The sequence below is a fragment of the Pseudarthrobacter sp. CC4 genome (assembly GCF_048957775.1).
Lineage (GTDB): Bacteria > Actinomycetota > Actinomycetes > Actinomycetales > Micrococcaceae > Arthrobacter.
Window position 1 is genome coordinate 69,457 of sequence record NZ_JARCCZ010000022.1, and the last position, 20,095, is coordinate 89,551.

Here is a 20,095-nt window from a genome sequence, read left to right on the forward strand (position 1 = left end):
ACCCCGCTTGCCGTCAGTCACGGTTGAGGGCCTTCGTGACGATCACCAGGGCCGCTGCTACGGTCTGCTCGAAGTCGAGGTCCGATGAGTCCAGCGTGACAACCCCGGAGGCCGCCTTCGTGAAGTTCACCACCGTGGAATCCTTCGCGTCGCGGTGGGTCACCTGGGCCGCCAGCTGCTCGGCGTCCTGGGTGCCGCCGAGCTGCATCCCGCGCCGGCGCAGCCGCGCTTCCTCGCTGGCGGTGAGCAGCATGCGGACTTCCGCCCCGGGCGCGACGACGGTGGTGATGTCCCTGCCTTCCACCACCATGCGGCGGTGGTGCTTTTCGATCAGCTCCCGCTGGCGGCGGATAAGTTCAGTCCGGGCGCCGAGGGTGGTGGCCACAGCGCTGACGGCCGAAGAGATTGCCGGTTCGCGGATGGCGTCAGTGACGTCCACGCCGTCAACCCGGACGTAGTCGTCGTGCGGGCTGGTGCTCAGGTCCAGTACCAGGTCCCGGGCGGCCTGCTCCACGGCTGCGGCGTCGTCGAGGTCGATTCCCCTGGCGACGCAATCCCAGGTCAGGGCGCGGTACATCGCGCCGGTGTCCAGGTAGGCGAGCCGGAGCCTGCGGGCCACTTCCTTGCTCACGCTGGACTTGCCGGAGCCGGAGGGGCCGTCAATGGCCACCACCAGCGGCCGTCCGATGCGGAGCGCGGGCATGGTGTCGAGAAGTTCCTGTGTCATTACTGAAGTACCCGCCATCCGCGGTCGTTTAGTGCTTCGATCAGGTGGTCGTGCTTGTTCGGCAACACGGATATTTCCACCATACCCACGTTTTGGCCGGACGAATGGTCAAGGCGGAGGTCCTCCAGGTTGACGCCGATCTCCCCGATTTCGGTGAGGAGCCGGGCGATTTGCCCCGGTTTGTCATCCACCAGGACGGTCAGCCAGGAGTATGCCTGCGGCGGTCCGCCGTGCTTGCCCGGAATGCGTGCCTGGCCGGCATTGCCTTCGCTCATGAGCTGGGCGAGGTCCAGCCTCGCCCCAGGCGCTGTGGGCTCTTCCAAGGTGCCAATCAGCCGGTTGAGGTCATCCCGGACGCCGTACAGGATGTCCACCACCTTCGCCGCGTTGCCGCCAAGGATCTGGACCCAGAGGGCGGGATCGCTGGCAGCAATGCGGGTGACGTCGCGCAGGCCGTTCCCGGCCAGGGACAGCGCGTGCAGGGGTGTCCCCTGCAACCGGCTCGCCACCAGCGACGACATCACCTGGGGCAGGTGCGAGACCAGGGCCACGGCTTCGTCATGTTCGTCGGCCGTGAACTGGGAGACGACGGCGCCCAGGTCTGCGGCCAGGGACCGGGCCGTCTGGAGAGCGGCGGCGGAGGTCTCCTCCGACGGACACACCACCCACGGCATCGAGGTAAACAGCTCGCCGCGCGCAGCTACGGGACCTGATTTTTCCCGTCCGGCCATGGGATGGGTTCCCACGTAGCGGGAGAGGTCAACGCCGCGGCGGCGCAGCTGGCCCAGGATCTCAGCCTTCACGCTGGCGATGTCCACCACAACCGAGTCAGGGTACTCGGACAGGGCTGCTGCCACGACATCGGCCGTGACGTCCGGCGGAGCGGCAACCACCACGAGCTGCGGAACCCTGCCATCCAGCTCAGCCAGTGGCCGGCCCGCTCCGATATCCACGGCGACCGCCTGGTTGGTGGGCGAGGGGTCGGACAAGAACACGGGCACGCCGCGCCCGCGCAGCCCCAGCCCGATGCTGGTGCCCAGCAGTCCGGTGCCAAGGACCACGACCGGACCGTCCAGGTGCCCGCGGCCCTGGCTGTGGAAAGCGGACATGCCTCAGAGCCCTACGGATGCCAGCAGGTGGCCGACTTCCTGCTTGCCGAGGTTGCGGATGCTGCCCTGTCGCTGGTCTCCCAGGCCGATGGGGCCCACCTTCACGCGGACCAGCCGCAGGACCGGGAAGCCGACGGCGTCGAACAGGCGGCGGACAATGCGGTTCTTGCCGGAGTGCAGCACTACCTCGATCAGGACGTGGCCCGGAGTGGAGTCGACAAGCCGGAAGGAGTCCACGGACGCAAAGCCGTCCTCGAGTTCCACACCCTCCTTGAGCTGCGCGCCAATCCCCTGCGGGAAGGGACCGCGGACCTGCACGAGGTAGGTCTTGGGAACCTCGTAGGAAGGGTGCGTCAGGCGGTTGGCGAGTTCGCCGTCGTTCGTCAGCAGGAGCAGGCCTTCGGTGGCGACGTCGAGGCGGCCAACGTGGAACAGGCGTTCGCCCTTGTTCTTGCTGTTCTTGAGGAAGTCGCTGATGCAAGGACGCCCCTCGGGGTCCTCCATGGTGGAAACAACGCCCTTGGGCTTGTTGAACACCATGTACACCAGGTCCTCATCCAGCTGGATCCGCAGCCCGTCCACGTGGATGACGGCGGTCTTGGGGTCGACGCGGACGCCGAGTTCGGTGACCACCTGGCCGTCCACTTCCACACGGCCCTCGGCGATCATCTCTTCGCAGACGCGGCGGGAGGCAACCCCGGCCGAGGCCATGACCTTCTGCAGGCGCACGCCGTCGGCGTCGTGAAGCTCCGACTGGGGAACATCGCCCCGCGGGCCCTTCTTGCGGGACGGCCTGCGCACCGGCCCCAGGTTCTGGCCGAAGCGTTCACTGCCGAACGCGCGGGAGGCCGCGGCGCCCGGGGCGCCGGTGCGTGGCTTCGGCTTGAGGGCGCCGGGAGTGCCCGGTGCTTTCTTGGCCCCGGGTTTGCGGGCTGCAGGCTTCCGGGAGGACGGCCTGGCCGCCTTTGGATCAACCGCGCCGCGGCCCTGCTGCGGGCCGTCCGAAGCCAAATCCGGATCGATGAAGCGCTCCTCGCGCGGCTTGGGTGCGCGTTGCGGGCGGTCGCTGCCGAACCCGCCGCCCCGCTTGGGGGCACCGCTGCGGAACCCGCCCGCTGAACTCCCACCCTGGGAGGTGTTGCGCTGTGTTCTGTTTCGTTCCGAACCGTTGCGTCCCGAACTGTTACGTGGTGAACCCTGGCGTCCCGCCTGTGTCATGACCCGTCCTTCAATTGTTTGGCCGGAAAGGTGTCCACAGACAACCTTAACCAGCCGTGCAGAAATAGTCTGCCCTGATAAATACTCTTTGCCCAGGCCGGGCGAACCCGCCTAGATCCCGTCGGCGTCGTAGTACTCCGCGATGCCGTCCAACCCTGGAAGGTGTGGAGACAGCTGCGGCAGCTCGGCCACCGAGCCGATTCCCATCCGCTCCAGGAAATACGATGTGGTCCGGTAGAGGATGGCCCCGGACTCCGGGTCCGTTCCCGAATCCTCGATCAACCCGCGCTGGGCGAGTGTCCTGACCACAGAGTCAACATTGACGCCCCGAATTGCGGACACCCTTGCCCTGGAGACAGGCTGCCGGTACGCGATGACCGCCAGCGTTTCCAAGGCCGCCTGGGTGAGCCTGGCCGTTTGCCCTTCCAGCACGTACTTGCCGACAATGTCGGCGAATTCCGCGCGGGAATAGATCCGCCAGCCACCGGCGATGTTCCGCAATTCAAAACCCCGGGGGCTGGAGCCGAAACCAGCGGCGCTGGCTTGTTCCATATCCGGGGCTTTAACAGTATAGCCGGTATACTCGCGCTGAAGTTCGGCCAGCAGGGTGCTGACCGTTTCAACGGTCAGCCCAAGCCCGGCAGCCAGTTCTTCCTCTGTTGCCGGCTGGTCGATGACCATCAGCACGGCCTCGATGGCAGCCTTGGCCCCGCCGGGAAGGCTTTCGAGGTCCACCTCCCCTTGGCGCATGGCTTCGGTAGCTTCCTTGGTCACAGCTGCTCCTCGAATTCTTCGCTCAGGTTCTCCGCCGACCACTGCCGGCCGCCGGCTGTCCAGTGGACGGCAAGGTCGGCCAGCGGCGAAAGCTGGTCGAAGGAGACTGCCTTGTCCCGGAATAGCTCCAGCAGCGCCAGGAACCTGGCCACCACCACCAGGGTGGACTCGGCGTCCGCAATGATGGCCCGGAAAGTCAGCGGCGATTCCTGCTGGAGCCGCAACCCCACGATCTCTGCCTGCTCCTTGACGCTGACATTGCCGCCGTGGAGGTGGGCCAGCCCGACCTCCGTGGGTTTGGGCGCCTTGGGTTGCAGCGCCGCTTCGGCCATGGCTGCGAACTGTTCGGGCGTGTGCTTCCAGACGAGTTCAGGGAGCATCGCCGCGAAGTGTTCCTCCAGCGCAACCTGCCGGGGAAAACGCCGTGCTTCCTGGTGCAGGGTTGCGCCCAGGAGCCCGGCCACATGCTTAAAGGCCTTGTACTGGAGCAGCCGGGCGAAGAGCAGGTCCCTGGCTTCGAGCAGGGCCATGTCCTCATCGTCTTCCACTTCCCCGGCGGGAAGGAGCCTGGCAGCCTTGATGTCCAGCAGTGTCGCGGCGATCACCAGGAATTCACTGGCTTCGTCAAGGGCCCAGTCCTCGCCCAGTTCCTGCAGCTTCCGGATGTACTTGATGAATTCGTCGGTCACCGTGGCGATGGCCACCTCGGTGATGTCCAACTGGTGCTTGGCGATCAGCCCCAGCAGGAGGTCGAACGGACCCGTGAAGTTGGCCAGCCGCACCTCGAAGCCGGGCTTGGTTTCGGCCACGGCGTGGCTAGGGTGCGCCGCCGCGCGAGATCAGCTCTTTGGCCAGGCGGCGGTAGGCGTCGGCGCCCACGTGGTTGCCGGCGTAGCTCGTGATCGGCTCGGCGGCCACGGTGGCGTCCGCGAACTTGATGGAGCGCTTGATGACGGTCTCGAAGACCTTGTCGCCGAAGGCCTCCACCAGCCGGGTGATGACCTCGCGGCTGTGCAGCGTCCGTGCGTCGTACATGGTGGCAAGGACGCCATCCACCTGCAGGCGCGGGTTGAGGCGGTCCTGCACCTTGTCGATGGTTTCCACCAGCAGCGCCACGGCGCGGAGGGCGAAGAACTCGCAGATCAGCGGAATGATGACGCCGTGCGCCGCGGTGAGCGCGTTGACGGTCAGGAGCCCGAGGGAGGGCTGGCAGTCGATGAGGACGACGTCGTAGTCGTCCTCGACTTTCTTGAGGGCCCGGTCCAGGACCTGCTCGCGCGCAACTTCATTGACGAGCTGGACTTCGGCGGCGGAGAGGTCGATGTTGGCCGGCAGCAGGTCGACGTTCTCAACGCCGGTCTGGTGGATGGCGTCGCGGATGTCCACTTTGCGGTCCATCAGCACGTTGTAGACAGTGAGGTCCAGCTCGTGTGGATTCACGCCGAGGCCCGCCGAAAGCGCACCCTGGGGATCGAAGTCGACCAGGAGGACGCGGCGGCCGTATTCCGCCAGCGCCGCGGCGAGGTTGATCGTTGAGGTGGTCTTGCCGACGCCGCCCTTCTGGTTCACCATGGCGATGACCCGGGCCGGACCGTGGGAGGACAGCGGCGCGGGTTCCGGAAACTCGCGGTATGGGCGCCCGGTGGGCCCCATCACCGCGTTGTCCAGGTCAAATTCCGTGCCCTCCAGAGTTGCCGAACCCTGTTCGCTGCTCACGTATCTATCCACACTTTCGATGACGGTGATTTCCTGCCGCTGATTGCCAGCGCCGTTCCTTCTTCTTCCCAAGGTTACAGCGACCGACACGGCATTCGAGGGAACTTGACTTTCGGCCCATGTTGAGCCTTGACCCTCTAGCTGAGGTCGAAGGTTACCGCTCCGCAGACAAGGAACCGCCCCCGCAGCGCTTGCTGCGGGGGCGGTTGCCTGTTGGCCGGAGTGGTCAGGCGTTGGCCGGAACCGGGCGGGCTTCAGCCTGCTCCGGAGCGGCTTCACCGTGGTGGTGAGCCAGCATGGTTGCTTCGTCGAAGGGTTCCTCGCCGGAGAGGACGCTGTTGACCTGTACGCCGTCGATCTCCTTGACCCACGTGCCAATCAGGACGGTGGCTACGGCGTTGCCGGTGAAGTTGGTCAGGGCGCGGGCCTCGGACATGAACCGGTCGATGCCCACGATCATGCCTACGCCGCCCAGCAGCTCGGGCTTGTGGGCCTGGAGGCCGGCAGCCAGCGTGGCGAGGCCGGCACCGGTGACACCGGCTGCACCCTTGGAGGCAATGATCATGAAGATCAGCAGGGAGATCTGGGCGCCCAGGTCCAGCGGCGTGCCCATGGCGTTGGCAACGAACAGGGAGGCCATGGTCAGGTAGATGGCCGTGCCGTCAAGGTTGAACGAGTAGCCGGTGGGCACCGTGACGCCAACAACGGGCTTGGAGACACCGAGGTGTTCCATCTTGGCGATCAGGCGGGGCAGGGCAGCTTCAGAGGAGGACGTGGAGAAGATGAGCAGGTATTCGCGGCCCAGGTACTTCATCAGCTTGAAGATGTTGACGCCGGTGACAACCTTGAGCAGGCCGCCCAGGATGATCACGATGAACAGTGCGCAGGTGATGTAGAAGGCAGCCATCAGGGTGAACATGCTGACGATGGCCTGGAAGCCGGTGGCTCCCACGACGGCGGCGATGGCACCGAAGGCACCCACGGGGGCGAGCCACATGATCATGATCAGGATGCGGAACACGAGGACCTGGCCGTGGCCGATGGCCTTGAGGATGGGAGCGCCCTGCGGGCCCATCTTCTGGAGGGCGAACCCTACGAGGATGGCGGCAAAGAGGGTGGGCAGGACCGGAATATCTCCCGGAATGATGCCAAGGAGGAAAGCAACGGTGCTGTCTACTTCCGCCTTCTTGTTGGGGTCGTAGGGGGCCAGCTTCAGGCCCTCACCCGGGTGGATCAGGTTGCCCACCACCAGGCCGATGGCGAGCGCGAACGTGGACATCAGGATGAAGTAGCCCAGCGCCAGGCCGCCTACCTTGCCCACCGTGGCAGCCTTCGCGATCGAGCCGATGCCCAGGACGATGGTGCAGAAGATGACCGGGGCGATCATCATCTTGATGAGTTTGATGAACCCGTCGCCGAGCGGCTTGAGGGACTTGCCGACCTCCGGGAACATCAGGCCCACCACGGCGCCCAGGATCACGGCAGCGATGACGGCGATGTACAGGTAGTGCGATTTGTCGATGCCCTTGCGCCGCGTCTTCACGGTGTCAAGCGACTCTCCTCGTTGAGAAGCCATGATGTGTCTCCTTGTATGGATAATCTGATAGACGCTGCGGCACAGTATCTGGGCTCAACACGTCCTCCGGTGTGATATCCATCATTGGGTACGCCGTGACCCAGCTCACCGTTGCGTTCATATTGGTCGTGGAAGGTGCGTGGGAGGTACGGATGATCCACCCCTGGAGTATCGCCCGCCGGCTCTTCGTGGCGAACCTGCTGATTGTGGTGGTATTCATCGCCATCGTTGGTTCAGCCACCTACGTTGACGCCCGTGACCGCGCCTATGACGAGGCCGGCATGCGCATGGCGGGGATCGCCGCTTCGATCGCAGCCAGCCCGCTGGTGCTGGAGGCAGCTGCCGGACCGGACCCCTCAGCCGTCCTGCAGCCCTACGCCAGCGACGTTATGTCTGCTGCCGACGTCGACTTCGTGACCATCATGGCTCCCGACCGGACCCGCTGGACGCACCCGCGGGAGGAGGAAATCGGCCGGCCTTACATCGGCTCGATCGACGCCGCCTTGCGGGGTGAGCAGTACACGGAAGTGACGGCGGGGACGCTGGGCCCGTCAGTGCGGACGATTGTCCCCGTCAAGGATGAGGCCGGCAATGTGAAGGCGCTGGTGGCGGCGGGTGTCACGGTGCGCACGGTGGATGTTGCGTTCGCGGGACGCCTGCCTGCCCTGCTGGCGATTGGCCTTGCCCTGCTGCTGGGAGGCTCGCTGGCCTCCTGGCTGCTGGGCCGGTATCTTCGCCGGGTCACCCGCGGCTGGGGGCCGGAGCAGCTCTCGCAGTTGTTCGCATACTACGAGTCCGTCCTGCACTCGGTCCGGGAAGGGCTGATCCTCATCGATGCCAAGGGCCGCGTGGTGATGTACAACGACCACGCGGCCGAACTGCTGGGCCTTGAGGGGTCCGGCAGCAAGGACCCCACCCGGCCGCCGACACTGGCGGAGCTGCCGCTCGAGGAGGAGCTCCGGGAGCTGTTCGAGTCGGGGCGGACTGCCAAGGACGAAATTGTCCTTACCGGTTCGCGGGTCCTGGTGGTCAACCAGGGACCGGCCAGAGCGCCCGGGGTTCCGGGGAACCGCGCCAGGTCAGCCGTCTACGGCACGGTGGCCACGCTGCGGGACCGGACCGAGATTGAGGCGCTGGGCAACGAGCTTGAAACCATGCGCACCCTCTCCGGAGCGCTCCGGGCCCAGACCCACGAGCACGCCAACAGGCTCCACACGATGGTCTCGCTCCTGGAACTGGGCCGGACCCAGGAAGCCCTGGACTTTGCCACCCGGGACCTGGAACTGAGCCAGCAGTTGACCGACGACATGGTCAGCTCGGTGGATGAGCCCGTGCTGGGTGCCCTGGTCATGGGCAAGGTGGCTGAAGCCCACGAACGCGGCGTCCAGCTGGACGTTGCCACGCTGGGTTCCGGTAGTGTGGCGGGAGTTGCGGTGCAGGACCTGGTCACCATCTTGGGAAACCTGCTGGACAACGCGATTGACGCGGCAGCAGACGCTCCTCCGCCGCGGCGGGTGCAGCTGACCGTGGAGTCGGACGAGGAAGGGCTGGACATCGCCGTCCACGATTCCGGCGCCGTGCTGGACTCCCAGGCAGCGGACAACATCTTCCGGCACGGCTTCAGCACCAAGCCTTCCGGACCCGGCGGACGGGGCATCGGGCTGGCGCTGGTCCGGCAGGCAGTACACCGCCTGGGCGGTACGCTGACCATCAACGGACGGCGCGGAGCGAAGTTCGAAGTATTTCTTCCCGCAGCGGTGTCCCCGCAGAAGGAGCACACACCGTGAGCAACATCCGGGTCCTCATCGTTGAGGACGAGGCCATCGCATCAGCCGCACACGCGGCCTACATCGGGCGGTTGCCGGGCTTTGAACTGGCCGGAAGCGCTCCTGACGGCCAGTCTGCCCTCCGCCTGCTCGGCGAATTTTCCGCCGCAGGCAACCCGGTGGAGCTGGTCCTCCTAGACATGAACCTCCCGGACCTCCACGGGCTGGACATTGCGCGGCGCATGCGGGCGGCCGGCATCCTGGCGGACATCATCGCCATCACGGCCGTGCGGGAACTGGCGATCGTCCGGAGCGCGGTGGCCATTGGGGTGGTCCAGTACCTGATCAAGCCGTTCACCTTCGCCACTTTCGCCGACAAGCTGGAGAGTTACCGGCAGTTCCGGCAGCAGCTCGCAGGCCATGACGCAGGATCCGGGAAAACCGGCGCGTCCCAAAGCGAAGTGGACCAGGCTTTCGCCAGCCTGCGGGCACCGTCGGAACTCCCCCTGCCCAAGGGCCTCTCGGTTTCCACGCTGGGCTCAGTGCAGGACTTCGTCAAACAGCAGCGCGATGCCGTCTCGGCCACGGAAGTCATGGACGCCCTCGGCATGTCCCGTGTCACTGCGCGGCGCTACCTGGAGTATTTGGCCGATGCAGGTACGGTCTCCAGGACTGCCCGCTATGGCACCCCGGGCAGGCCGGAGAACGAGTACCGCTGGAGCGGGCGCTGAACTGCGCCGGGATCTCACCCTGCCGTGGGGCGGAGGATCCCGATGAGCTGGTCTATCACCCCGGCGTCCTCGATGGTGGACGGCACCGTGTATTCCCCGCCGTCGGCAATCTGGCGCATGGTCTTGCGGAGGATCTTTCCTGACCGGGTCTTGGGCAGGGCATCCACCACAGTCACGTGCTTGAAGTCTGCCACGGCCCCGATATCCCGGCGCACCAGCGCCACCAGGTCCTTTTCCAGGACGTCCTGCGGCACGTCGACCCCGGACTTGAGCACAACATAGCCGCTGGGACGCTGGCCCTTCAGCGGATCCGCCAGGCCGATCACCGCGCACTCGGCCACGGCCGGGTGCTGCCCAATGACCTGTTCCATGGCGCCCGTGGACAGCCTGTGCCCCGCAACGTTGATGATGTCGTCGGTCCGCCCCATGACGAACACGTAGCCGTCCCCGTCCCGGTAGCCGGAGTCCCCGGTGGCGTAGCAGCCTTCGAAAGCCTGCAGGTAGGAGGAGATGTAGCGTTCGTCGTCGCCCCAGAGCGTTGCCAGCGTCCCGGGCGGCAGCGGCAGGTCCAGCACAATGTTGCCTTCGCTTCCGGGCCCCAAGTCCTCCCCGAGTCCGTCCACGATGCGGAGTTTGAACCCCGGCATGGGAACGCTGGGCGAACCCGGTTTGATCGGCAGCTCTTCCAGTCCCCGGGGATTGGCGCAGATCGCCCAGCCCGTCTCCGTCTGCCACCAGTGGTCCACCACGGGAACACGCACCGTCCGCGAGGCCCAGTGGAACGTGTCCGTGTCCAGCCGCTCCCCTGCCGTGAAGAGGGTACGCAGGCTGGAAATGTCGTAGGCGCCCAGCAGGGTTGCTTCCGGGTCCGCCTTCCGGATGGCCCGCAGTGCCGTGGGCGCCGTGAACAGGACGTTGACGCCGTGGTCCTGGACCACGCGCCAGAAAGCGCCGGCATCCGGGGTTCCAACCGGTTTTCCCTCGTAGAGGACCGTTGTGGCGCCGGCCAGTAGAGGGCCGTAGACGATATAGGAGTGCCCCACTACCCAGCCGACATCCGAGGCGGTCCACATGACGTCCCCCGGACCGATGCCGTAGATGTTGTCCAGCGTCCAACTGAGGGCGACGGCGTGTCCGCCGTTGTCCCGGACCACGCCTTTGGGCGTCCCGGTAGTACCCGAGGTGTACAGGATGTACAGCGGATCCGTAGCAGCGACATCCACCGGCCCGGCCGGTTCGGCGGCGGCCATTTCAGCATCCCAGTCCAGCCAGCCGTGCTCCGCTGCCGTGGCGGCGAAACCTTCCCGTGCCGTGACAATAACGGGGAGATCCGGCACGCCGGCCAGGGCGAGGGCGTCCGCGACAGCGGGGAGGTATTCAATGCGGCGCGACGGTTCGATTCCGCCCGAGGCAGTGACCACGAGGGCGGGGGCGGCGTCCCGAATGCGGGACGCAAGCTCCTTTGGGGCGAATCCGCCAAACACCACTGAATGCACTGCCCCAAGCCGTGCAGTTGCAAGCATGGCAATGGCGGCCTCGGGAATCATCGGCATGTAGATCACCACGCGGTCGCCCTTGCCCACGCCGCGGTTGCGGAGGGCCCCGGCAAAGCGCGCCACGAGGCCGGTGAGTTCCGCATAGCTGAACCGGCGCTGGATGCCGAGCATGGCCGAATCGAAGATCAGGGCATCCTGGTCCCCCCGGCCGGCCTCCACATGGCGGTCCAGGGCGTTGTAGGAGGTATTGAGGACACCGTCGGGAAACCAGCCGTACAGCGGCGCTTTACTGGAGTCCAGGGCGCGCCGGGGCTGCGTTGACCAGGAGACCCTTGCGGCCGCGCTGAGCCAAAACTCCCCCGGCTCCCTGAGGCTGTGTTCGTACGTGTCCCGATAGCTGTTGGTAACCATGAAGCGCATCCCGTCCACTACATTGTGATGACGCCATGCTAGCCCGGCCGTCGGAGGGAAAACAAGAGCAATGTATACATGCGTGGCGAATTTCTGCCACAGTTGCGTCCAGGGGCTGGTTTTTGTCCGGGTTCTGTATACACTGGAAAGGTCAAACCACCGAAGGAGGCAACGATGCGCGCCAGCGACAGGGCCTACGAAGCGCTGCGCGATGACATCACCGAGTGGCGCCTCCTGCCGGGCACGGTGCTGGCAGAGGTGGAACAGTCGGAACGCCTAGGCGTCTCGCGCACGCCCCTCCGGGAGGCGCTGAGCCGTCTCACGGCGGAAGGGCTGACGACGACGGCCGGCAGCCGCGGCGTCGTCGTCACCGATGTTTCACTCGACGACATCGACGAACTTTTCGAGCTCCGCGAAACCCTGGAGTGCAAAGCAGCAGCGCTCGCAGCCGAACGCGGCGACTCTGCCGTGTTCGTGCAGTTGCAGAAGGAATTCCTCGAAGCGCCCGCCCTCATCGATGGCAGCGACCCGGGCCGGCACGCTTATTACGAACTCGCGGGGCGCCTCGATGCGGCCATCGATGCTGCTGCTTCCAACTCCTACCTGGCCCAGGCCATGCGCGGCCTGCGTGTGCACCTGGTCCGGGTCCGCAGGCTTGCCGCCGACGACGCGCACCGGCTCACTGCCGCTGCCGCCGAGCACGCGGCCATCGCCGAGGCCATCGCCGCCGGAAACCCCCGGCTGGCCGAGGCAGCCACCATGCTCCACCTGCACAGAAGCCTTTCACACGTCAAAAACACGCACACGCCCCACGACAAGGAGCACCATGGTTAAGGAACACCACGTCCGCGTTTACAAGAGCGAGGAAAACCTGCCCCGCGAGGAGCAGCTCGCCTACAAGATCGCCAAGGTAGCCACCGATCCCGTCCCGGTCACCGACGAGGTCACAGACATGGTGATCAACCGGGTGATCGACAACGCCTCGGTTGCCATCGCGTCCTTGAACCGCAGCCCCATCGTGGCGGCCCGGGCCCAGGCGCTGGCGCATGGTCCCAGCACCGGGGGCCAGGGGGCCAAGGTCTTCGGTATCGGCGAGCGCGTTTCCCCCGAATGGGCGGCATGGGCCAATGGGGTGGCGGTGCGCGAACTGGACTACCACGACACCTTCCTGGCGGCCGACTATTCGCACCCTGGCGACAACATCCCGCCGATCCTTGCCATTGCCCAGCACACCGGGGCCAGCGGACACGACCTGGTGAGGGGCATCGCCACCGGGTACGAGATCCAGGTGAACCTGGTCAAGGCCATCTGCCTGCACAAGCACAAGATCGACCACGTGGCCCATCTCGGCCCCTCCGCCGCGGCCGGGATCGGCACCCTGCTGGGGCTCGACGTCGAAACCATCTTCCAGTCCGTGGGACAGGCCCTGCACACCACCACCGCCACCCGCCAGTCGCGCAAGGGCGAAATCTCCACCTGGAAGGCGCACGCTCCGGCGTTCGCAGGGAAGATGGCCGTGGAGGCCGCGGACCGTGCCATGCGGGGCCAGACCTCGCCCGTGCCGATCTATGAAGGCGAGGACGGGGTGATCGCCTGGATGCTGGACGGCCCGGACGCCTCGTACATGGTCCCGCTGCCGGAAGCCGGGGAGGCCAAGCGCGCGATCCTGGACACGTACACCAAGGAACATTCCGCCGAGTACCAGGCCCAGGCCTGGATCGACCTCGCGCGGAAGCTGAACCGTGAGCACCCCGAGGCTACCGACCCCGCGAACGTGAAGTCCGTGCTGATCAAAACGAGCCACCACACGCACTATGTGATCGGCTCCGGCGCCAACGATCCGCAGAAGTACGATCCCAAGGCCAGCCGGGAAACCCTGGACCACTCCATCCCCTACATTTTCACGGTGGCACTGCAGGACGGCGCGTGGCACCACGTGGACTCCTACGCCCCCGAACGCGCCGCACGCCCGGACACGGTGGACCTGTGGCAGAAGGTGAGCACCGAGGAAGATCCTGAGTGGACGCGGCGCTACCATTCGCTGGACATTGCCGAGAAGGCCTTCGGCGGTTCCGTGGAGATCATCCTGGCGGACGGCACAGTCATCACGGACGAGATCGCCGTGGCCGACGCCCATCCGCTCGGCGCGCGCCCCTTCGGCCGGGAGCAGTACGTCAACAAGTTCCGCACCCTCGCCGCCGGACTGGTGGAGGAAGCGGAAATCGAAAGGTTCCTCGCCGCCGTCGAACGCCTCCCGGAACTCGCCGCCGGCGAACTGGACCAACTGAACATCACTGCGGCGCCGGGGGTCATCGACCTGGGCGCGGCACCGAAGGGCCTGTTCTGATGCTGTACTCCAAGACCACTCCGGAGCAGAAGCGGATCCGGTTCCGGGAACTCCTGGCCTCCGGGACCATCCAGCAGTTCCCGGGCGCCTTCAACCCGCTCTCGGCACGGCTGATCGAGGAGAAGGGCTTCGCCGGCGTCTACATCTCCGGCGCCGTGCTGGCCAACGACCTCGGCCTGCCGGACATCGGCCTGACCACCCTCACCGAAGTCGCCACCCGCGCCGGACAGATCGCCCGCATGACGGACCTGCCCGCCATCGTGGATGCGGACACCGGCTTCGGTGAACCCATGAACGTGGCCCGCACCGTCCAGGAAATCGAGAATGCCGGGCTGGCCGGGCTGCACATCGAGGACCAGTTCAACCCCAAGCGCTGCGGCCACCTCGACGGCAAGAACGTGGTGGACCTTGAGACTGCCACCAAGCGCATCCGCGCCGCGGCCGATGCACGCCGCGACCCGAACTTCCTCATCATGGCCCGCACCGACATCCGCGCCACCGACGGACTCGCAGCGGCCCAGGACCGGGCCCGCGCCCTCGTGGATGCCGGTGCGGACGCCATTTTCCCCGAAGCGATGGCCACCCTGGACGAGTTCCAGGCCATCCGCGACGCCGTGGACGTGCCAATCCTGGCGAACATGACGGAGTTCGGAAAGAGCGAACTCTTCACCGTGGACCAGCTCGCCGGGGTGGGCGTGAACATGGTGATTTATCCGGTGACCCTGCTCCGTAGTGCCATGGGCGCTGCTGAGCGTACGCTGGACTCGATTAAGGCTGAGGGAACACAGGAGGCACAGGTGGGCAGCATGCTGACCCGTGCGCGGCTGTACGACCTCGTTGACTACGAGGCCTACAACCGCTTCGACACCGGGGTCTTCAATTTCCAGGTCCCCGGGAAGCACTAAAAACCACCACCGCCGGCCGCGGCCGGCATCCGAAAGGCGACAGGAACAAGGGAGTTTCAGCATGGCTGAACAGGACATCAAAAAAGGTCTCGCCGGCGTCGTAGTGGATTACACATCCGTTTCGAAGGTCAACCCGGACACCAACTCACTGCTGTACCGCGGCTACCCGGTCCAGGAGCTCGCCTCCCGGTGCAGCTTCGAGGAAGTTGCGTACCTGCTCTGGAACGGGGAACTGCCCAGCCAGGACCAGCTAGCTGAATTCACTGCCCGGGAGCGGGCCGGGCGCGCCCTGGACCCGGTGGTCAAGCAGGTGGTCGATACCCTGCCCACCAGCTCGCATCCCATGGATGTCTGCCGGACAGCCGCGTCGGTGATGGGGGCCAGGCATCCGCTGGCGGAAGACTCGTCGCGGGAGGCCAACATGGCCAAAGCGGTGGACCTCTTCGCCGCGATGCCGGCCGTGGTGGCGTACGACCAGCGCCGCAGGCACGGGCAGCCCGTGGTGGAGCCCCGCGACGACCTTGGCTACTCGGCCAATTTCCTCTGGATGGCGTTTGGCGAGGAGCAGGTACCGGAGGTGGTGGAGGCCTTCAACGTTTCCATGATCCTGTACGCCGAGCACAGCTTTAACGCCTCGACGTTCACGGCACGGGTCATCACGTCCACCCTCTCGGACCTGCACTCGGCGGTCACCGGAGCCATCGGTGCGCTGAAGGGACCACTGCACGGCGGAGCCAACGAGGCCGTCATGCATACCTTCGACGAGATCGGGATCCGGCCCGAGGAGTCCCTTGAGGAGGCAGCAGCCCGGGCCAAGGCGTGGATGGAGAATGCGCTCGCCCAGAAGAGGAAAGTGATGGGCTTCGGCCACCGCGTGTACAAGCACGGCGACTCCAGGGTGCCCACCATGAAGGCTGCGCTGGATAAGATGATCGCCCACTACGGGCGGCCCGAGATCCTGGGCCTGTACCAGGGGCTTGAAACCGCCATGGACGAAGCCAAGGCCATCAAGCCCAACCTCGACTACCCGGCAGGGCCCACCTACCACCTGATGGGCTTCGACACCGCAACGTTCACTCCCCTGTTCGTTGCCAGCCGCATCACGGGCTGGACGGCGCACATCATGGAGCAGCTGGACTCCAACTCGCTGATCCGGCCGCTGAGCGAGTACAACGGCCCCGAGGAGCGGCACCTGCCGTAGGCGCCGCTGCTGCGGAAACCACGACGACGGCGGGAGGGCGCTGCGGTGCCCGGCCCGCCGTCGGCGTCTAACGGCCTAAGGCAGCAGGCTTTCCGAGGAGGCGACGGCCTCGTTGTCGTTGTCCATGGTCACCACGATGTTGACGCTGCCTCCCTCCAGCACCACCGGCAGCCAGTGGTCCGCATCCTGCCACATCCGGTCAACGGGCAGCGCGGCGGTATCGAACCAGGCGGGAGCGATCTCGGTGCTTTCGGTGGGTTCGCCTTCCCAGCGGACAGCAGTGAACAGACGGGTATCCATGTCCCACTCCGGCTTGGCAGGAAACACGAAGCGCACCACCCCGGCATCCCGAAGGTCCTCGTGCCGGAGCCCGACGTCGGTTTCCTCCCGCACCTCGCGGATCACTGCTTCCGCTTCGGTCTCCCCCACTTCGACGTGCCCGCCGATGCCGACAATCTTTCCGCGCCCGAAGCCGGTCTTCTTCAGCCCCAGCAGGACCTGGGAAACGCCGTCCACCTCTTGGAGCAGGAAACACAGTGCCACTGCAGCGGCCGCCATGCTCAGCCCAGCGCCCGGGGGTGCGCGGCAGCGTAGATCTCCCGCAGGGTATCGGCAGTGACAAGGGTATACACCTGGGTGGTGGTCACCGAGGCATGGCCCAGGAGTTCCTGGACCACGCGGACGTCGGCGCCGCCTTCGAGCAGGTGGGTGGCGAAGGAGTGCCGGAGGGTGTGCGGGGAGACGTCCTTGGTGATGTTCGCCTTTTCGGCTGCTGCCTTGAGGATGGTCCAGGCACTCTGGCGGCTGATGCGGCCGCCGCGGGCGTTCAGGAACAGTGCGGGCGTGCCCTTTCCCTTGGCCGCCAGCAGGGGACGTCCGCGCACCAGGTAGGCGTCCAGTGCCCGGGCGCCGTACGAGCCGAGGGGTACCAGCCGTTCCTTGGACCCCTTGCCGAAGAGCCGCACGATGGCCGGGCCCGATTCGGCCTCCGCCAAGGAAATGTCGTCAACGTCCAGGCCCACGGCCTCACTGATCCGCGCCCCGGTGGAATACAGGAACTCAAGGAGGGCCCGGTCGCGCAGCCCCGTTGCCGTGTCCGTTCCCGCCGCCTCAAGGATCCTGGTCACCTCGTCGACGCTGATGGCCTTGGGCAGCCGTTTCCCGGGCATCGGCGGGTGGACCTCACTGGCAGGGTCGGAGGGGGTATGCCCCTCCAGGGCCCAGAACTTGTGGAGCCCTCGCACTGCCACCACGGTCCTGGCCGCGGACCGCACTCCCAGGGCCGTGCCGCCGTCGGAACCGTCAGAAAGGGCCTGGACGAATCCCGTCACGTGGCGCCGGGTGACCTCCTCCGGGCGGCGGCAGCCGGCGGCGGAAAGGTAACGGGAGTAGCGGGCAAGATCCCGCCGGTAGGCAGCCAGGGTGTTGGCCGCGAGTCCGCGCTCCACACCCATGTGCTGGAGGTAGTCGGTGATGCCGCGGTCAACGGCGGTTGGCGGGGCAGGCGGTGGTACGGAATCCTGGACCGGCGTTGCCGGGGCGGGCCCTGCGGGGGCCAGCCCGGCGGAGGAAGTGGGGACCATCAGCGCTGGCTGGGGTGGGCCGGCCACGGCGCATCCGCTGGACGGAGGCCTTCATACCCGCCGGCGCGGGCCGCGGCCGCTGCCAGGATTCCGACGACGGCGGACGGGTTGTGGAGCCTGCCGGCCAGCACCGACGCCACGGCGTCGTCCAGGCTGATCCAGTGGAACTCGATCTCGGCTTCCTCATCCGTCCGCTCGTGGCGTTCGTGGTGGGGTATGTCGATGAGGTCCCGGGCAAGGTAGATCCTGATGGCCTCGCTGGAGGACCCGGGGGAATTGAAGAAGTCGGCCAGGACGTTCCACGTTCCCGCGGCAAGGTCCGCTTCCTCGGCCAGTTCGCGGGCGGCCCCGACCACGAAGTCCTCCCCTTCGATATCCAGCAGGCCGGCCGGGATTTCCCAGAGGTCCATGCCCACCGGGTGGCGGTATTGCCTGAGGAGGAGGATTTCGCCGTCGGCGTTCATGGGCAGGACCGCGACTGCCCCGGGGTGGTCGATGTAGTCGCGGGTCAGGGCCTCACCGGTCTCCTGCAGCTGGAAACTGTCGCTGACCACGTCCCAGATCCGGCCCTCGTAGACCTTCTCGGTAGACAAAAGACGGCGCGGGCTCGGTGCATCCGAAACCTGCTTTGCAGCAGGGGTGTTTTCAGGTGTGCCGGGCATCGCGCCGTCCTTTTTCTGTTGGAACTACTTAGCGGCTACCGTACCGGAATGCTCGGCCTCGACAGCGCCGACCCCCACGGTGGCGGCCGTGTCGGAGCCCCGCTGGTGGTCCAGCGCGGCCTTCACCAGGCCGGCGAACAGCGGGTGCGGCCGGGTGGGGCGCGAGCTCAGCTCGGGGTGCGCCTGGGTGGCCACGTAGTACGGGTGGACGTCAGCGGGCAGTTCGACGAACTCCACGAGCTTGCCGTCCGGTGACGTGCCGGAGAAGACCAGTCCCGCGGCCGCGATCTGCTCGCGGTACTTGTTGTTGACCTCGTAGCGGTGGCGGTGGCGTTCGCTGACGGTGGTCTTGCCGTAGGTTTCGGCGATGACGGATCCGGCGTCGAGCTTGGCTTCGTAAAGGCCCAGGCGCATGGTGCCGCCGAGGTCGCCGCGACCCTCGACGAACTCCAGCTGCTCTTCCATGGTGGCGATGACCGGGTACTTGGAATCAGGCTCGAACTCGCTGGAGGAAGCACCTTCCAGCCCCACCACGTTGCGGGCGTATTCGATCACCATGCACTGCAGGCCCAAGCACAGTCCCAGGACGGGCAGCTTGGTTTCGCGGGCGAACTTCAGGGCGCCGAGCTTGCCTTCAAGTCCGCGGATGCCGAAGCCGCCGGGAACGCAAATGGCGTCGACGCCGTCGAGCGCCTTGATAGCGCCCTCGCGGGTTTCGCATTCGTCCGAGGGGACCCAGCGGATCTTGACCTTGGTGTCGTTGGCGAAGCCGCCGGCACGCAGGGCCTCTGTCACTGACAGGTAGGCATCGGGCAGGTCGATGTACTTGCCCACCAGCGCGATCTCAACCTCGTGCTTGGGGTTGTGCACGGCTTCGAGCAGCTTGTCCCAGCTGGTCCAGTCCACGTCCTTGAACGGCAGGTCCAGGGCGCGCACGATGTACGAGTCCAGGCCCTGCGTGTGGAGGGTCTTGGGGATGTCGTAGATGCTGGGGGCATCGGCGGCGTTCACCACGGCGTCGATGTCGACGTCGCACATCCGGCCGATCTTTTCCCGCATCGCGTCGGGCACCTCGCGGTCCGAGCGGATAACGATCGCCTCAGGCTGGATGCCGATGGACCGCAGGGCTGCGACGGAGTGCTGGGTGGGCTTGGTCTTCAGCTCCTGGGACGGCCCGATGTACGGGACCAGCGAGACGTGGAGGAAGAACACGTTGGTGCGGCCGATGTCCTGGCGCACCTGGCGGGCCGATTCGAGGAACGGCTGGGATTCGATGTCCCCCACCGTGCCGCCGATTTCGGTGATGATGACGTCCGGGGCGTTCTTGCCCTCGGCGGGCAGGCGCATCCGGCGCTTGATCTCATCCGTGATGTGCGGGATGACCTGGACGGTGTCCCCGAGGTACTCGCCGCGGCGTTCCTTGGCGATGACCGTGGAGTACACCTGCCCCGTGGTTACGTTCGCCGAACCTTCCAGGTTTTCGTCCAGGAAGCGCTCGTAGTGTCCGATGTCCAGGTCCGTTTCGGCGCCGTCGTCGGTGACGAAGACTTCGCCGTGCTGGAAGGGGTTCATGGTGCCCGGATCCACGTTCAGGTAGGGATCCAGCTTCTGCATAGTTACAGACAGGCCACGCGCACGCAACAGGTGACCGAGGCTTGATGCCGTCAGTCCCTTACCGAGCGAGGACGCCACACCACCGGTTACGAAGATGTGTTTGGTCGTCTTGGACGAGCCCGGGAACCGGGAATTTACACGGGAATTTGATCGCTGCACCACGGAATTCGAGCCTATCATCATTTGAGCCTTCCACGGATCGCTGGGAGTGCTTCCCAAATGCCCAAGTCTGCCGGTCCGGCCGCCCCGGGAGCAAGGG

18 protein-coding genes are annotated in these 20,095 nt (G+C 66.2%); 6 read left to right on the plus strand and 12 right to left on the minus strand.

Features of this window, described 5'->3' with window-relative positions; translation table 11 throughout:
- Positions 1–13: 13 nt before the first annotated feature.
- The 7 genes from cmk to PV768_RS15755 all read right to left on the minus strand — a co-directional run bounded on the left by cmk (position 14) and on the right by PV768_RS15755 (position 7,120).
- Positions 14–727, minus strand: coding sequence for a (d)CMP kinase (gene cmk / locus PV768_RS15725; RefSeq protein ID WP_157238530.1), 714 nt, complete (start codon positions 725–727; stop codon positions 14–16).
- Positions 727–1,836, minus strand: a complete 1,110-nt coding sequence (locus tag PV768_RS15730) for a prephenate dehydrogenase (RefSeq protein WP_157238531.1) — start codon at positions 1,834–1,836, stop codon at positions 727–729. The genes cmk and PV768_RS15730 overlap by 1 nt, the downstream gene beginning before the upstream one ends.
- Positions 1,837–1,839: 3 nt before the next feature.
- Positions 1,840–3,054, minus strand: a complete 1,215-nt coding sequence (locus PV768_RS15735; protein WP_157238532.1) for a pseudouridine synthase — start codon at positions 3,052–3,054, stop codon at positions 1,840–1,842.
- 111 nt (positions 3,055–3,165) lie between these two features.
- Positions 3,166–3,804, minus strand: coding sequence for an SMC-Scp complex subunit ScpB (gene scpB, locus PV768_RS15740; protein ID WP_157242548.1), 639 nt, complete (start codon positions 3,802–3,804; stop codon positions 3,166–3,168).
- 20 nt (positions 3,805–3,824) lie between these two features.
- Positions 3,825–4,637 carry a ScpA family protein gene (locus PV768_RS15745; protein ID WP_321215908.1) on the minus strand — a complete coding sequence of 271 codons (813 nt, stop codon included), beginning with the start codon at positions 4,635–4,637 and terminating at the stop codon, positions 3,825–3,827.
- Positions 4,638–4,644: 7 nt separating this feature from the next.
- A complete protein-coding gene (locus PV768_RS15750) occupies positions 4,645–5,544 on the minus strand; it encodes a ParA family protein (protein WP_013600617.1) in 900 nt (299 codons plus the stop codon).
- Positions 5,545–5,770: 226 nt separating this feature from the next.
- Positions 5,771–7,120: a cation:dicarboxylate symporter family transporter gene (locus tag PV768_RS15755; RefSeq protein WP_157238533.1), complete on the minus strand. Its 1,350-nt coding sequence runs from the start codon at positions 7,118–7,120 to the stop codon at positions 5,771–5,773.
- A 152-nt stretch (positions 7,121–7,272) separates the two neighbouring features.
- On the opposite strand from PV768_RS15755, the gene PV768_RS15760 reads away from it, so the two are divergent.
- Positions 7,273–8,907: an ATP-binding protein gene (locus PV768_RS15760; RefSeq protein ID WP_421093484.1), complete on the plus strand. Its 1,635-nt coding sequence runs from the start codon at positions 7,273–7,275 to the stop codon at positions 8,905–8,907.
- Complete coding sequence (locus tag PV768_RS15765; RefSeq protein WP_323057404.1) at positions 8,904–9,617, plus strand: response regulator; 714 nt, start codon at positions 8,904–8,906, stop codon at positions 9,615–9,617. The genes PV768_RS15760 and PV768_RS15765 overlap by 4 nt, the downstream gene beginning before the upstream one ends.
- 14 nt (positions 9,618–9,631) lie before the next feature.
- On the opposite strand, the gene PV768_RS15770 is transcribed toward PV768_RS15765, so the two are convergent.
- Positions 9,632–11,524 carry an AMP-binding protein gene (locus tag PV768_RS15770; protein ID WP_157238535.1) on the minus strand — a complete coding sequence of 631 codons (1,893 nt, stop codon included), beginning with the start codon at positions 11,522–11,524 and terminating at the stop codon, positions 9,632–9,634.
- A 174-nt stretch (positions 11,525–11,698) separates the two neighbouring features.
- On the opposite strand from PV768_RS15770, the gene PV768_RS15775 reads away from it, so the two are divergent.
- The 4 genes from PV768_RS15775 to PV768_RS15790 all read left to right on the plus strand — a co-directional run bounded on the left by PV768_RS15775 (position 11,699) and on the right by PV768_RS15790 (position 15,977).
- Entirely contained in the window at positions 11,699–12,358 is a 660-nt protein-coding gene (locus PV768_RS15775) for a GntR family transcriptional regulator (RefSeq protein ID WP_421093476.1), read from the plus strand.
- A complete protein-coding gene (locus PV768_RS15780) occupies positions 12,351–13,871 on the plus strand; it encodes an MmgE/PrpD family protein (protein WP_421093477.1) in 1,521 nt (506 codons plus the stop codon). The genes PV768_RS15775 and PV768_RS15780 overlap by 8 nt, the downstream gene beginning before the upstream one ends.
- A complete protein-coding gene (gene prpB, locus PV768_RS15785) occupies positions 13,871–14,776 on the plus strand; it encodes a methylisocitrate lyase (protein ID WP_157238538.1) in 906 nt (301 codons plus the stop codon). The genes PV768_RS15780 and prpB overlap by 1 nt, the downstream gene beginning before the upstream one ends.
- A 61-nt stretch (positions 14,777–14,837) precedes the next feature.
- Positions 14,838–15,977 (plus strand): bifunctional 2-methylcitrate synthase/citrate synthase, encoded by a 1,140-nt coding sequence (locus PV768_RS15790; RefSeq protein ID WP_421093478.1) that lies wholly within the window; start codon positions 14,838–14,840, stop codon positions 15,975–15,977.
- 75 nt (positions 15,978–16,052) lie between these two features.
- On the opposite strand, the gene PV768_RS15795 is transcribed toward PV768_RS15790, so the two are convergent.
- The 4 genes from PV768_RS15795 to PV768_RS15810 are packed head-to-tail and all read right to left on the minus strand — an operon-like array spanning position 16,053 to position 20,016.
- Positions 16,053–16,535, minus strand: coding sequence for an 8-oxo-dGTP diphosphatase (locus tag PV768_RS15795; protein ID WP_157238540.1), 483 nt, complete (start codon positions 16,533–16,535; stop codon positions 16,053–16,055).
- A gap of 2 nt (positions 16,536–16,537) precedes the next feature.
- Positions 16,538–17,560: a site-specific tyrosine recombinase XerD gene (gene xerD, locus PV768_RS15800; protein WP_157238541.1), complete on the minus strand. Its 1,023-nt coding sequence runs from the start codon at positions 17,558–17,560 to the stop codon at positions 16,538–16,540.
- Positions 17,560–18,222 carry an NUDIX domain-containing protein gene (locus tag PV768_RS15805; RefSeq protein ID WP_157238542.1) on the minus strand — a complete coding sequence of 221 codons (663 nt, stop codon included), beginning with the start codon at positions 18,220–18,222 and terminating at the stop codon, positions 17,560–17,562. Before PV768_RS15805 ends, xerD begins: the two co-directional genes overlap by 1 nt.
- A gap of 24 nt (positions 18,223–18,246) precedes the next feature.
- A complete protein-coding gene (locus PV768_RS15810) occupies positions 18,247–20,016 on the minus strand; it encodes a CTP synthase (RefSeq protein WP_157242551.1) in 1,770 nt (589 codons plus the stop codon).
- Between the last annotated feature and the right edge of the window lie 79 nt (positions 20,017–20,095).